The 14,499-nt window shown below is 72.4% G+C and carries 10 protein-coding genes; 2 read left to right on the top strand and 8 right to left on the bottom strand.

Going from position 1 to position 14,499, the window contains the following annotated elements; all coding sequences use genetic code 11:
• The coding region (locus VFW24_17030) for an O-acetyl-ADP-ribose deacetylase (GenBank protein HEX5268475.1) at positions 1 to 454 on the top strand (454 nt) is incomplete at its 5' end.
• On the opposite strand, the gene VFW24_17025 is transcribed toward VFW24_17030, so the two are convergent.
• The 8 genes from VFW24_17025 to VFW24_16990 all read right to left on the bottom strand — a co-directional run bounded on the left by VFW24_17025 (position 440) and on the right by VFW24_16990 (position 13,440).
• Positions 440 to 970: a bifunctional nuclease family protein gene (locus VFW24_17025; GenBank protein ID HEX5268474.1), complete on the bottom strand. Its 531-nt coding sequence runs from the start codon at positions 968 to 970 to the stop codon at positions 440 to 442. The two genes, VFW24_17030 and VFW24_17025, sit on opposite strands and share 15 nt — an antisense overlap.
• On the bottom strand, positions 967 to 2,136 hold the full coding sequence (locus VFW24_17020) for an amidohydrolase family protein (GenBank protein ID HEX5268473.1): 1,170 nt from the start codon (positions 2,134 to 2,136) through the stop codon (positions 967 to 969). Before VFW24_17020 ends, VFW24_17025 begins: the two co-directional genes overlap by 4 nt.
• A 39-nt stretch (positions 2,137 to 2,175) precedes the next feature.
• Positions 2,176 to 3,342 carry a cytochrome P450 gene (locus VFW24_17015; protein ID HEX5268472.1) on the bottom strand — a complete coding sequence of 389 codons (1,167 nt, stop codon included), beginning with the start codon at positions 3,340 to 3,342 and terminating at the stop codon, positions 2,176 to 2,178.
• A 35-nt stretch (positions 3,343 to 3,377) separates the two neighbouring features.
• The gene (locus VFW24_17010) at positions 3,378 to 7,160 is read right to left on the bottom strand and encodes an ATP-binding cassette domain-containing protein (GenBank protein HEX5268471.1); all 3,783 of its coding nucleotides are present in this window, start codon (positions 7,158 to 7,160) and stop codon (positions 3,378 to 3,380) included.
• Positions 7,157 to 9,010 (bottom strand): hypothetical protein, encoded by a 1,854-nt coding sequence (locus tag VFW24_17005; protein HEX5268470.1) that lies wholly within the window; start codon positions 9,008 to 9,010, stop codon positions 7,157 to 7,159. Before VFW24_17005 ends, VFW24_17010 begins: the two co-directional genes overlap by 4 nt.
• Positions 9,011 to 9,129: 119 nt before the next feature.
• A complete protein-coding gene (gene egtD, locus VFW24_17000) occupies positions 9,130 to 10,116 on the bottom strand; it encodes an L-histidine N(alpha)-methyltransferase (protein ID HEX5268469.1) in 987 nt (328 codons plus the stop codon).
• On the bottom strand, positions 10,113 to 11,378 hold the full coding sequence (egtB, locus tag VFW24_16995; GenBank protein ID HEX5268468.1) for an ergothioneine biosynthesis protein EgtB: 1,266 nt from the start codon (positions 11,376 to 11,378) through the stop codon (positions 10,113 to 10,115). The genes egtD and egtB overlap by 4 nt, the downstream gene beginning before the upstream one ends.
• Before the next feature lie 124 nt (positions 11,379 to 11,502).
• Complete coding sequence (locus tag VFW24_16990; protein HEX5268467.1) at positions 11,503 to 13,440, bottom strand: PQQ-binding-like beta-propeller repeat protein; 1,938 nt, start codon at positions 13,438 to 13,440, stop codon at positions 11,503 to 11,505.
• A gap of 89 nt (positions 13,441 to 13,529) precedes the next feature.
• Between VFW24_16990 and VFW24_16985 the strand changes: the two genes are divergently transcribed.
• On the top strand, positions 13,530 to 14,321 hold the full coding sequence (locus VFW24_16985; GenBank protein HEX5268466.1) for a TrkA C-terminal domain-containing protein: 792 nt from the start codon (positions 13,530 to 13,532) through the stop codon (positions 14,319 to 14,321).
• The last annotated feature ends 178 nt before the right edge of the window (positions 14,322 to 14,499 follow it).

Raw genomic sequence — 14,499 nt, 5'->3', positions numbered from 1 at the left:
CGTCGACGCCGTGGTCAACGCCGCCAACGCCGCCCTGGCCGGCGGGGGCGGGGTCGACGGCGCCATCCACGCCGCGGCCGGACCCGAGCTGGCCCGGGCCTGTCGCGAGCTGGGGGGATGCCCGACCGGGGAGGTCCGGGTCACGCCGGGCTTCCGCCTGCCGGCCCGCTGGATCATCCACGCCGTGGGTCCGGTCTACCGCGACGGCCGCCAGGGAGAGGCGGAGCTCCTCGCCTCCTGCTACCGCCGGGCCCTGGAGGCGGCGGCCGACCTGGGGGTGACGTCGATGGCCCTCCCCGCCATCTCCACCGGGGTCTACGGCTATCCGAGGGAGGAGGCGGGCCGCATCGCCGTCGACACCCTGCGGGGCGCCCGGTCGACAGTGGAGGAGGTGCGCCTGGTCGCCTTCGACCCGGCCACGGCCGGGATCTACCGGCGCCTACTCGGGGCCTGAGCCCCCGGGCTCGTCGGTCGGGAAATGGCCGGGGTCCAGGTTCTCGAGCCGGGACCGGAACGCCGCCACCTCCTCCTCGATGGCCTGCTCGTCGGGCGGCTCGCCTCCCGTCACGTCCACGACGGCCCCGGCCTCGTCGAGCACCGCCTCGGCCACGAACAGCGGGGCCTGGACCCGGACGGCCAGGGCAATGGCATCCGACGGCCGGCTGTCGAGGCGCTGGGGCCCCTCCGGCCCGCTGACGGCGAGCTCGGCGAAGTACACGCCGTCGCGCAGGAGGGTCACCTCGACCCGCTCGACCCGGGCGTCGAGGTGCTCGACCAGCGATACCAGGAGGTCGTGGGTGAGCGGGCGGGGCGGGGTCTGCGAGCTCAGGGCCAGGGCAATCGACGCCGCCTCCGGGCCGCCGATGAAGATCGGAAGCACCCGGTGGGGCGCCTCGTGCTCCCGTAGCAGCACCACGGGCGCGCCGGTCGTCTCCTCCACCTGCAGCCCGGCGATGTCGACCGGTATCACGGCCCGCCCGTTCCGCCGGCACCCAGCAGCGCCGTCAGGTTGGTGCCGAACAGGCCGGGCTGGGCCTCCGGGGAGCACCCCGCCACCCGGTAGTCCGCCAGCGGCGTGGCCGTGCCCTCCGAATGGGGGTAGTCGCTGCAGCACATGAAAACGTCACCTGCCTGGGCGGTGAGTCGGGCCGGTCCCTCGTAGGAGAACGACGACACCCGGACGTGGTCCACGAAGTACTCGCTCGGCCTGCGGGTCAGCCCGGCGGGCGCCCGACCGTTGAGCCGGTTGGTGAAGTCCCACCCGCCGTCGAGCATCAGGAGGTACTGCGGGACCCACACCGACGACAGCTCGACTATGCCGACCCGGAGCCCGGGGTGGCGCTCGAAGGCCCCGTTCACGATGAGGTCGGTGACGGCGACGGCCGGGGCGGTGTAGAGGAAGACCGCCTCCATGACCGGAGCCAGGCTGTCCCCCTCGTCGGTGTACCAGGCGTCGTCGAAGATCCGGGTCTGGTCGGCGACGTGGAACACCGGTGTCACGCCGTGGTCGACGAAGGCCCGCCACATCCGGTCGTGGGCCCGGTCGGACAGGGGCCTCCCGTCCACCGGGGCCGGCGCGATCATCGCCAGGCCGACCCCGGCCGCGGCCAGCCGGGAGATCTGATCCTCGGCCCAGGCGCCGTCACGCAGGGTCAGGTGCCCGACGGGGAACAGCCGGCCCCCGCTGGCGGGGCCGATCTCGGCGCACCAGCGGTTCCACGCCGTCATGTTGGCGGTGAGGGCCGGGAGCGACCCGGAGAGGGGGCGCTCCCACAGGAGGCCGTAGTTGGGGAACACGACGGCGGCGTCCAGTCCCATCTCCTCCAGGCGGCGGCCCCGGGCGCCGGGCTCCCAGTAGTCGGTGGGCAGGACCTCGTCGTAGCGGTACTCGGGCGCCAGTCCCTGGCGCCGGCGCTGCCGGTGGCGCCCGATGGCTGCGGTGTCCCCCGGCAGCTGGACGTCGGCCAGTGATATCCGCCGGCCCCGCCACGTGAGCCAGGGGTAGCCCAGCTCGTCGTCCTCGATCCGCAGCGCGTCGTCCCGGGCGGAGGGATCGATGTGCTCGGACCAGAGGAGCCGGCTCTCGTACAGGTGCTGGTCGGAATCGACGACCGCCGCCACGGAACCTCCCTTCACCCCCCGGTACCCTACGCCCGGCCGGTCCCGGACCTCCGCTCAGGCGGAGAACACCAGTGGCAGCTCGTCGACCTGGCGCAGGCCGAAGGAGAACCGCAGCTCGGTCCCCTCGGGTATGCGGTAGTCGGGGATGCGCCGGTGCCACTCCCTCATCGCCACCCGCAGCTCCAGGCGGGCCAGATGGGAGCCGAGACAGCGGTGCACGCCGGCGCCGAAGGCCAGATGGCGGTTGGGGTTGCGGGTGAGGTCGACGGTCTCGGCGTCGGGCACGGCGCGCTCGTCGGTGTTGGCGGCGCCGATCGACACGCCGACATGGGTGCCCTTGGGCATCGGGCAGCCTCCGAGCTCCACGTCGGCGGCGGTGATGCGCGCCACCCCCGTGACCGGTGATTCGTAGCGCAGGAGCTCCTCGACCGCCTGGGGGATGATCTCGGGATCGTCGACGATCCGTCGGCGCTGGTCCTGGTGGCGGGCCAGGTAGACCCAGTCGCACTCGAGGGCGTCGGTCACCGTGTCGAGGCCGGCCAGCAGCATCAGGAAGCAGATGCCCAGGATCTCGTCGTCGGTCAGCTTCTCCCCGTCCACCTCGGCGTCGACGAGATGGCTCAGCAGGTCGTCGCGGCGCTCGGCCTTGCGCTCGGCCAGGATCGACTCGAAGTAGCCGTCGATCTTGGCGGCGTACTCGCGGTGGATCTGCCGGTTCTCCTCCTGGCTCGCCCCCCCCGGCCTGACGATTCTGTCCTTCATCTCGAGGAACATGTCCAGGTCGGAGTAGGGCATCCCCATCAGGGCCAGGAAGACCGACGACGGCAGCGGCACCGCGAACTCCGAAGCGAAGTCGCACTGCCCCCGGTCGATGAAGCCGTCGATGAGCCCGTTGACCAGAGCGGTCACCTGCGGCTCGAGCTTGGCCATCTCGCGGGGGGAGAAGACCGGATCGAGGAGGCGGCGGTACTTCACGTGGTCGGGCGGGTCCATCTGCAGCGGGATCAGGGGCCGCGTCTGGCCGAGGTCGACCGCCTCCATGGCCGAGGAGAACTCGTCGGGGTGCTGCAGGGCGTACTCCACCTCGGCCCGGCGGACCACCTGGTAGCCCCCGAACACGCCCGGCACGGCGCCGCCGACGTCGCGCACCCTCCGGTAGAAGGGCTGGGGGTCGGCGGCGTTCCGCTCGTCGAGGAACTCCTGCGGATCGAAATCAGCCACGGGCCACCCTCCTGGACGAACTTCCGGCCACGATCCTACTGGGGGGTGCCGGCCGACCTCCGGCGCCGGGGCGCCGAGCCCGACGCCGCCGCCGGGGCCGTGCGACGGGTGCGCGTCCGCTTGACCGGGCGTCCGGCGGTGCCGAGATAGCCCTCGATCACGCGGGCGTCACCCAGAACGTCGTCAGGTGGCCCCTCGGCTATCACGGCGCCGATCTCCAGGGCGATGAGGCGGTCGCTGATCGTGCGGACCAACGGGATGTCGTGCTCGATGACGACCAGAGCGGCGCCGGTGCGGTCGCGGACGTCGAGCAGCACCGGCCCGAGTGCCTCCGCCTCGCGCTGGGCTATCCCGGAGGACGGCTCGTCCAGGAGCAGGACGGATGGATCGTGGGCCAGCACGCATGCCAGGTCCACGATCCGGCGCGTCCCCGTGGAGAGCTCGCCCACGAACTTGTCGCCAAAGGCGTGCAGTCCCATGGACTCGATCAGCTCGTCCACCCGGTCGTTGATCTCCCGCTCGGATGCCTTGACCGCGGGCGACAGCACCACGGCCGCCAGCGCCTCTGGCACCGGGGCGTGGCGCTCGAATGCGGTGGCGATCGTCTCTCGGACGGTCAGGGTGGCGAAGAGGCGGGCGTCCTGGAACGACCGGCCCAGGCCCCGGACGGCCCGCACGTCCGCCGACAGACCGGTGACGTCCTGACCCTCGAGCATCACCCGCCCGGATGCCGGCGCCAGGTATCCGGACACCAGGTCGAGCACCGTCGTCTTGCCCGCACCGTTGGGCCCGATGATGCCGACGATCTCCCCGCTCCGGACGCCGAAGGTGACCTGGTCGACGGCGGTGATGCCTCCGAAGCGGGCGCTCAGCTCCCGAACCTCGAGCGCCACCGGGTGCTCGTGCCCGCATGTCGGGCAGGCGGCCAGGAACGGGGACCGCCCGTTGCCGTTCGTGCCCTCGGCGGCGGTCGCTCGTGACCGGGTCGCGGCGGCGCCGAAGAAGACGGCGCGGGCCACGTCCCCCCGGTCGAGGAGGTCGGCGGTCGGGCCGACGAAGCGAACCGTGCCCTTCTCCAGGAACACCGCCCGGTCAGCGAGGGACGCGGCCGTGTTCAGGGACTGCTCGACCAGCACGACCGAGGTCCCGTTGGCACGGATCGCCTTCACGATCTCGAGGAGCTGCTCGACGATGACGGGGGCCAGCCCGAGGCTGAGCTCGTCGATCAGCAGCAGCTTGGGCCGGGCTATCAGAGCCTGCGCCAGGGCCAGCATCTGCTGCTCCCCACCCGACAGGTTCCCCGCCCTCTGCTCGGAGCGCTGGCCCAGGATCGGGAAGGCGGCCAGCGCCCGCGCCGTGGCCTCGGCGACGTGCTCGGGCTCGGTCCGTTCGAGCGTCCACGCCGCCAGGCGCAGGTGCTCGGCGACGGTGAGGGTCGGGAACACCGCCTTGCCGCCGGGGACGAGCACGACCCCCGCCGCCAGGGCCTGTTGGGGCGTGCAGCCCGTGATGTCGGATCCGTCCAGGGTGACCCGCCCGTGGTCGGGCCGGAGCAGGCCGCACACGGCGGCCAGGATCGTCGACTTGCCCGCCCCGTTGGTCCCGAGCAGGGCCAGGATCTCCCCCCGCTCGACGTACAGGTCCACCTCGAACAGGACCTGGGCGCGGCCGTAGGAGACGTCGAGGCCGGAGACGACCAGGATCGGGTCGGTCCCCGCCGCCGTCTGCGCCCCCGCCTCCGGCGGGGTGTCGGCGGCGGTGGCGACGTCGGCCAGGAGGTTCGGCACGACGAGCCGGCGCCGGCGGGCCACGGCGCGCAGCAGGCGGTCACGCACCGAGTACACGAGCCCGCCCAGGCCACCGGGCAGGAACAGCAGGATCACGAGGACACCCAGGGCGCTGGCGAACAGGCGGCTCAGGGTGGCGTGGGTGAACGACGAGTAGTTCACGACCGTCAGGTAGGCCGCGCCGAGCATGGCGCCGGGCAGCGAGGCCAGTCCTCCGATCACCGCCACGACAAAGACGGTGATGCTGGTCTCGGGGTCCAGGAGCGAGGTGACCAGCCGCTGCTGCTCGTAGGCGTAGAGGGCCCCGGCCAGCGCGGCCATGCCCCCGCCCACGGCAAAGGCGGTGAGCTTGGCCCGGACCGGACTGACGCCGAAGGACTGCGCCGACCGGGCGTTGTCCCGGACGGCGATGAGGGTGCGGCCGACCCGGGAGGTCCGTATGCGCCACGCCACCGCCACGCACAACCCCAGCGCCAGGAGCACGACGTAGTACATGGCGTGCTCGGACGTCAGGTCGTACTTCCCGAACAGCACCGGACGGGGGATGTCGGTGGCGGGGTTCGGGACCAGCCACGAGAAGTAGGCGGGGTTGAGGAAGTAGGAGCCGGTGGCCAGGGCAAAGGCCAAGGTGGTGACGGCCAGGAACGGTCCTTGCATGCGCAGCGCCGGGATGCCGAGGAGGACGGCGATCACGGCGCCCACCACGATCGCCACGGCAACGGCCAGGAAGAAGTTCTTGCCGTGCATGGCCAGGGTGCCGGCCACCGCGCCCCCGATGGCGGCAAAGGCCATCTGGCCGAGGGAGATCTGCCCGGCCCAGCCGGTCAGCACCACCAGCGAGCACACGACGACGGCGTAGATCAGCCCCACGCTGAACAGGCTCACCTGGCTGGGGGACCACGCCAGGGGAGCGAGCAGCAGGAAGCCGGCCAGAACCACCGCGCCGGCGGCCCGCGCCATCCGGAACTCCGGCAGCCGGCGCAGGGCGGCGGGCACGGCGCGGACCAGGCCCACCGCCGCCCACGAGCTGGCGTCCCGTTCGGCGGCCCGGTCGACCTCGGACGGCCGGTTGGCCACGAGGGCCACGATGATGACCACGAGCAGCACGCCGTTGACCACGTCGGTGTTCCCCGTGCGGAAGAACACCGCCTGCTCGAGCACCCCGATGGCCAGGGAGGCGATGAGCGTCCGGGGCAGGCTCTCGAACCGGCCGATGGCGGCGGCGGCGAGGGCGAAGAGGAGGAGGCTCGGCCCCAGGGCGGCGCCGATGGCGACGCCCTGGATGGGCAGCCGGAGCAGCACGCCGAGCCCGGAGAGACCGCCGGCCAGCACCCACACCAGGGTGTTGAGGCGCTTCACCGGGATGCCGAGCGTGGCGGCCCGGTCGGAGGACTCGGCGGCGGCGCGAATGGCCACTCCGGCCCGGCTCCGGCGCAGGAACGTGAACAGGGCGGCGGTGGCCAGGGGGACGACCACCACGATCAGCAGGTGTCCGCCGTTGAACACGACGGGGAACCAGCTGAAGTGGAACGGGAAGGGCTGGGGGGGCTGAGGTACCGAGTCGTAGTTGAACAGCTTGGGCAGGGCGATGGTGGCGGCGTCGTAGAGCTGGGCCACCCCGATGGTGGCCACGGTGAGGATCAGCCGGGGGGCGCGCGCGAACCGGCGCACGAAGACGAGCTCGGTCACCCCACCCAGCGCAAAGGCGGCGACCAGAGCGACCCCCACCGCCAGCAGGTACGGCCAGTGGGGCCCGACGATCAGCGAGGCGGCGAAGACGCCCGCCAGCCCGCCGATCGACCCCTGGGCGAAGTTGATGATGCGGTTGGCCCGGTAGACGAGCACGAGGCCGACGGCCACCAGCCCGTACAGCGAGCCGACGACGAGCCCGAGGAACACGATCGGCAGGGGCGCCGGGTACACGACCCCCACGAGCAGCGCGAAGGCCAGCGCCGCCGCGGCCAGCAGGCCGGTCGAGCGGCGGTCGCGGCCGGCCCGGTCCCTCAGGCGGCGCGCCTGGACCGCGATCACGAGCAGTCCAGGCAGGCCTGGCTGGCGGGATAGGAGCCGGGATTGCTGTCGGTCGGCCAGTCACCCCCACCCGGTGGGTCGTCGGTCACCGTGACCGGGGCCGGGGCGCTGCCGAACACGTGGGGAGGACCCGTGTACCACTGGCCGATCTGGTACCGCTTGCCCCCGTCGGCGCGGGTGATCATGCCCTTGCCGTTGTCACCCCGCTCGTCGGGGCCGGAGGCGTTGACGTTGTAGAAGACCTCGGAGAAGTCCTTGATGGCGGTGGGGTACTGGCGCGTGCGGTACAGCAACGGCCGCGCCGGGGTCCCGCCGGTGCGGGGATAGGCGAAGGCTCCCGCGGACAGCGTCGCCTGGTCGAGGTCGGGCCCGGCCATCTGGACGGCGGTGAACAGCTCGGCGATCCGGGACCGGTAGATGTTGATGAGCACGCCCTCGGAGCCCGGTGCGTCCTGGGGCCGGGCCCAGTGGTACTCCCGGTAGCCGGCGCTCTTGGACACGGTGGCCCAGGTGATCCACAGCGGCGAGGTCCCGAAGGCGTGCTGCCACTGCTGCTGGTCGTAGAGGCGCCCCGCCGTGGTCGTGTCCGAGAGCCCGGTGCCGGTGATGATCCACTCCGGGAAGAAGGCCTGCCGGGTGGCCTCCTGGGTGATGAGGATCGGATAGAGGGGATCCCAGAACGGGACGACCGTAGTGACCCCGGCCGCCTTCAGCTGGGCGATGAGATTGGTTACGTCGGTCGGGTTCCGGCCCGGGTCGTACGAGTACCCGATCTCCTTGGCGAAGTGGATGCCGCACTGGCCGAAGTACTTCTCGGCCAGCGGTTTGGCCTCCTCATCCTCCGGGAACGCCACCTCGTTCTGTCCGGTCACGTACACCAGGCCGAACTTGCGCGGACCGCTCACCCCCAATCCGGCGTACTCGACGTTGTGGCCGGCCAGGTGCTTGCACACGTACTCGGCCGAGTTCTGGGCGTACTCGGTGAGGGTGGGCAACGGGCTGAAGACGATTGGCGGCATGGACGTGTAGATGTCCGAGGGGTACGAGGTGGAGCAGAAGCACGGGATGTTCCGTACCGCCAGCTCGCGCACGAACGTGAGCGGGGCACCCTGGGCCGGGTCCCCGTCGATCACCGCGAACGGCTTGATGTTGCCGGCGATGGCGATGGCGTCGGCGCGCGAGTTCTCGTCGCTGGTCACGGGCCCGGAGGCGTTGAAGTCGACCATCACCACCTGGCGCCCGTAGGTCTCGTAGTGGAGGTTCCCGTAGCGGGTGAGGGCCTGGTAGGCGCGCGCGACCGTGGCAGGGGGATCGGAGAGCTGGGCGCTCTGCAGGATGGCCCTGGTCCCGGGATCGATCTGCGGGATGTAGCGGACCACCACGATCTTGCTGCGGCTGACGCCCGTCCCGGTCGCCCCTCCGTTGTCCTTGCTGTTCCACTGCACGCACGGGGGCATGGCGTAGGACACCCCGATCTGGCGTCCGTCCGGCCGGCAGTGGGGACCGACACCCCACGTGACCGCCGCCCCGCCGGGAGCGGCCGGGGCGGCACCGGTCGGGCCTGCCGCCGTCCCGACGCCTCCCGTGCCGGCGCTGCCTCCCCCTCCGGAGGCGAGCGGGCCGGCGCCCGAGCCCGCCGGGCCCCCGCCCGTGGCCCCGAGGGCGCCCCCCGCCGACCCGGTCGGGGCGCCGGGGCTGACCGACCTGCCCGAGCCGGGAGCCGCGCCGGCCTGGCCGACCTGCGTCGTGCCGGTCGTGGTGTTGCCGGGCAGCACGATCAGGGCCACCACCAGGCCCAGCACCACGGCCAGGGCCACCCCGTAGCGCTCCAGCGCCTGTCGCAGCGTCATCCGTCTCCCCCCGACCGTGTACGGGCTGGGGCGGTTGACGGCGTCAACCCGGTCAGGAACTTGTCCCCAGCGCCGACCGCGGTCCGGGGCTCAACGTAGCCGAGGCGACGACCTGCCCGTCAGGCCGCGGCCAGCACCAGCGAGAAGTCCCCGGCGCGATCGGTCCAGAAGCGGACCACGTCCAGGCCGGCGTCACCGAGCTCGTCGACGATCCCGTCGGGCCGGAACTTGGCCGAGACCTCGGTGCGCATCTCCTCGCCCTGGCCGAACGAGATGCGCGTGTCCAGGCCGGCGGCGGTGACGGTCTGCTCGGCGCGGGCTCGCAGCCGCATCTCGATCCACTCGTGGTCGTCGTCCCACACGGCCACGTGGTCGAAGGCGTCCGGATCGAAGTCGGCGGCCAGCTCCCGGTTGAGGACGGAGAGCACGTTGCGGTTGAAGCGCGCCGTCACCCCGGCGGAATCGTCGTACGCCGCCACCAGCCGGCCCGGGTCTTTGACCAGATCGGCGCCGAGCAGGAGATGGTCACCGGACTCCATCAGGCTGCGCACCTGGCGGAGGAACCGGTGGCGCTGGTGGGGCAGCAGGTTCCCTATGGTCCCGCCTAGGAAGGCCACCAGCTGGCGGCCCCAGCGCGGGACGAGGTGGAGGTGCTGCTCGAAGTCCCCGACCACCCCCTGGACGCTGAGGTTCTCGTAGGTCCCGGCCAGGTCGGCGCCGGACTGGCGCACGACCTCCTCGCACACGTCGAAGGGCAGGTAGCTGGTCGTGCCCGACGGGTGCAGAGCGTCGAGGAGGATCCGCGTCTTGACCGCCGCCCCGGAGCCCAGCTCGACCAGGACCTCGGGGCGGGCCACCTCGGCCACCTCCTCGGCCCGGGCGACGAGGATCTCGCGCTCGGCCCGGGTGGGGTAGTACTCGGGCAGCTGGGTGATCTCCTCGAACAGGCGCGAGCCCTCCTCGTCGTAGAACCACTTGGGCGGGAGATCCTTGGGCTCGGCGGCCAGGCCCCGGCGGGCGTCCTCGAGCAGGCGCGCCCGGGCCTCGGTGTCGTCCATGCACACCCGGACGGTCACGTCGGGCGTGGAGGCGGTCGGGTTGCTCACAGGTCGCGTGCCAGACGGAGGCCGGCGAACGCCCACCGGGCGCCGGCCGGGAAGTAGTTCCTGTACGTGGCGCGCAGGTGGCCGGCCGGTGAGACGCACGAGCCGCCACGCAGGACGTACTGGTTGGCCATGAACTTGCCGTTGTACTCCCCGAGGGCCCCGGCCCCGGGCCGGTAGCCGGGGTACGGGGCGTAGGAGCTCGATGTCCACTGCCACACGTCCCCGAACATCGACGCCGCCCCGGCGGCCGGTCCGGGGTGGAGCCGGTCCGGATCGAGGAACCGGCCCTCGACGGGCTGACCGGCGGCCACGACCTCCCACTCCGCTTCGGTGGGCAACCGGGCGCCGGACCACCGGGCGAAGGCGTCGGCCTCGAAGTAGCTCACGTGGCACACGGCCTCGGCGGGGTCCACGGCCCGCACCCCCGCCAGCGTGTAGTGGCGCCACCCGCCGTCGGCGGCGTGCCAGTAGAGCGGTGAGTCCCACCCCTCGGCCCGGACCTTGGCCCAGCCCTCCGACAGCCACAGCTCGGGACGCTCGTAGCCGCCGTCGGCCATGAACTCGAGCCACTGCCCGTTGCTGACCAGGTCCTCGGCCAGCTCGAACGGCTGCAGGTACACGCCGTGACGGGGGAGCTCGTTGTCGAAGGCGAAGCCGAAGCCGTCGTGACCGATCTCCACCAGCCCACCGTCGTGGCGGACCCGGTGGTCCCCCGCGGCCCGGCGCGCCCCGTTCGGGCCGGCGGCCGGGGGAGGTGACCCCATGTAGGCGGGGCCGAGCGGGTTGGCTGCCAGCACGTTCTTGATGTCCATCAGCACGAGCTCCTGGTGTTGCTGCTCGTGGTGGCAGCCGAGCTCGACGCGTCCGTCGGCGCCGGCGGGGGCGCCGGCGGTCAGGAGGTCGTCCACTGCCTCGTCGACGTGCGCCCGGTAGGCCGTCACCTCGGCTATCCCCGGTCGGGTGACGACACCGCGGTGGGCGCGCGGGAAGAACGGACCCACTGTCTCGTAATAGGAGTTGAAGAGGTAGGCGAAGCGGTCGTCGTACGGCCGGTACCCACCTGAGAACGGCTCGAGCACGAAGGTCTCGAAGAACCACGAGGTGTGGGCGCGGTGCCACTTGGTGGGGCTGACGTCGGGCATCGACTGCGCCGTCTGATCCTCGGCGGAGAGCGGTGCCGCCAGTGTCTCGGTGAGGGCACGGACCTGCCGGTAGCGATCGGTCAGGCAGGTCCCGAGCGCGTCGGGTTCAGTCCGGAGCATGGAGGGCCTCCCGGGAGGGGGCGGGAACGGGGGCACGATGAAAGTAGTTCCCCGGAACGGGAGTGGGGAACGCGCGCTGAGGTACGGGCCGCCGGTGGCCCAAGGAACCAGGCTATGGCCGTTGCTAGCCCTTGCCCGTGATCCCCACGATCGGGGCCGCCAGAGTCGTCCCCCCCGCAGAGCCCCCGAACGGGGCCCCGTAGGCGAACACGCCGCCGTCGGACGCCGCCAACCAGTAACCGCCCGTCACGATGTCGGCGCCGAGCCCCACCACCGGACGGGTCAGGCGGAGGCTGCCGGCCGACCCCCGAAAGGGGGCGTCCCCGAAGGTGAATACCCCACCGTCGTTGGCGGCCAGCCAGTAGCCCGCCCCGTCGCCGGTAGCCGCCATCCCGACGACCGGCCGGTTGAGCCGCAGGGCCCCGGTCGAGCCGTGGAACCCGGCGTCCCCGAAGGTGAAGATCCCCCCGTCGGAGGCCACCAGCCAGTACCCGTTGCCGTCCGGGGTGGCCGCCATGCCGACCACCGGATGGGTCGGATGGCTGGGGGCCGCCGAGCCGAAGAAGCCGGCCGAGCCGTAGTTGAACACCCCGCCGTCGGCCGCCGGGAGCCAGTAACGGGCGCTGGTCGTGGTGATAGGGCCGCTGAATGCCTGCACGGCCCGCCCGGTGCCGACGACGAGGAGCCCGTCACCGGCGGCGGGCGTGCTGAACGACGCCGGGATGCCGGCCAGGTGCTGCTGGACCACCGCCGACCCGCTGGCGGGGTCGAGGCCGTAGAGGGTCTGTGACGAACCGCCGACCGACCACACCAGGCCCCCGGCGATGATCGGGGGGCCGGTGGCGCCCGACGGGCCGGACCAGGCCACGCGGAAGGACGGCGGGCTGGCCGTGACGTGCACGTCCTTGATCCCCGAGCTGCAGGCCACGTAGACGTCGGACGGGCCGGCGGCCTCCCCCCCGATGGTGAAACACACGTTGGCCGAGAACAGCTGGCCCCCGATCCCCCCGAGATGCGACGCCGACAACAGGTACCCGGTCGACTCCTTGCCGACCTGGAACACGAGGCTGCCCGCCAGCAGCATGGGGCTCGTCGAGCCGAGGTCGGCGTCGTTGGCGTTGTCGGCCGCCCAGTTCGACGGGGCGAAGGAGTCGAGCACGGACAGGGTCGGCGACAGCTTGATGACGCTGTTCCCGTGGTCGTAGGTGGTGCTCGAGCTGCCGTTGCCCGTCGCCACCCAGACGTTGCCGGCGGAGTCGATGCTCGGACCGGGCGGGGCCCAGATGGCGCCCTCGCGCGCCGTGGGCACCTGGTAGGCGATGAGCTGGCCCGGTCCCGACGTCGGTGCCGCGACCACCCAGCCGTGGTAGTTGCCGCAGTCCCCGTCCAGGCCGCCGTAGGGCACGTAGACCCGACCCCCGGCCACGGCCACCGCGCCTCGCTCCTGATGGGTCGACGGGCTCGTCATCCCGGCCGGGTCGGCGGACTCCTGGAACAGCAGCTTGCCGGTCGCGGCGTCGAGGGCCACCAGCTGGTGTCCCACCGCCGCGTTGACCATCATCTCGCCGACGGCGAAGACCCGCCCGCTGCTCGGCTCGATGGCCGGCGTCGATGTGATTCCCTCCGGGTCGATGTCCCCGCAGGGGAGGACGGACTGCGGGACCGGAGTTCCCACGTGGGTGCTCCACGCCACGCTGCCGTCACCGGCGCGCAGCCCGTACAGCGTGTCGTTCTCGGTGGCCACGATCACCAGCCCCGACCACACCAGCGGCTCGGCGTAGACCTTGCCGTCGAGCTGGGGGGAGGTCCAGGCCGGGGACAGCGAACGGTAGGAGGCGCCGGACGGGTCGTTGCCGGAGCGGAGGTTGTCGGCGTGGTAGGTGTCCCAGGCCGCGTTCGACGTGTGCGGCACCGCCGCGGTGCCGGCCGGCCCGGTGGTGGCGGTGCCCCCGGGCGAAGCAGCCGGGTCGGTGGCTCCGCTCGTCGCTGCCCCACACCCGGCCAGCAGGAGCACGGCAGTGGAGGCGAACGCCAGCCGCCCCGGACCGAAGAGATGAGCCATCGCGGCAGAGTAAGACGCAACGAACCGGGCGCGCCCGTCACCGGGCCCGCGGGCATTACCTGCAGGCCGGCCGGGGATATACGTCGGGCGTGATAGCCATCGGCTCGCTGCTGATCGTGGTGGCCCTGTCCCTGGTGGTCACGCGGGTCGCCACCGTCATCCTGGTGGCCACCGGGATGTCCCGGAGCACGGCGCGCTTCCAGGCCCGGTCCGCCTTCACCGGATCCGGCTTCACGACCAGGGAGTCCGAAGAGGTGATCGGTCATCCGGTCCGCCGCCGGGTGATCATGACGTTGATGCTGCTCGGCAACGCCGGGATCGTGGCCGTGGCCAGCTCCGCCATCATCGGCTTCCGCTCCGGCGGCCGGTCGCAGTGGTTCTCCATCCTCGAGCTGATCGTCGGACTGTGCGCCCTGCTGGCGGTGGCGCGCAGCTCATGGGTCGACCGCCGCCTGACCCGGGTGATCCGTCGCCTCCTCGAGCGTCACACCGACCTGGCCACGCGGGACCTGGCCAGCCTGCTCGACCTGACCGGCAACTACGCGGTCGGAGAGCTCCACCTCGAGGAGGGGGACTGGCTGGTCGGCCGGCCGCTGGGAGAGCTGGGACTGCGCGACGAGGGCATTGCCGTGCTCGGGGTCACGCGGGTCGACGGGTCGCACCTCGGTGTGCCCGGCGGTTGGACGGTGCTGGGCGCTGGGGACACCGCCGTGATCTACGGCCGGGACGAGGCCCTCGACGAGCTGGACCGGCGGCCGGCCGGTCCTGCCGGGGACCGGCGCCACGAGGCGGCGATGGAGCACCAGCGCCTGCTCGAGCTGGCCGAGCGCACCGCCGACCTGTCACGGGACGGAAGGGATGTCGCCCAGCCGACCGGTTAGCCGGTCCGAATAGCCTGCGTCCCGATGCTGATCAGTGACGCGCGCACCTTCTGGGAGCTCCTCGAGCGTCGGGCCGAGCTCGACCCGGGTCGGCGCATGCTCGTCGACGAGCAGGGCCGGGAGCTGACCTTCGGGCAGCTCAGGACCGACGCCGAGCGGGTGGCGGCCGGTCTGGTCG

This window comes from Acidimicrobiales bacterium (assembly GCA_036273495.1).
Classification (GTDB): domain Bacteria; phylum Actinomycetota; class Acidimicrobiia; order Acidimicrobiales; family JAJPHE01; genus DASSEU01.
Note: the sequence above shows the minus strand (reverse complement) of the source record. Positions and strands in the feature narration are given on the sequence as shown.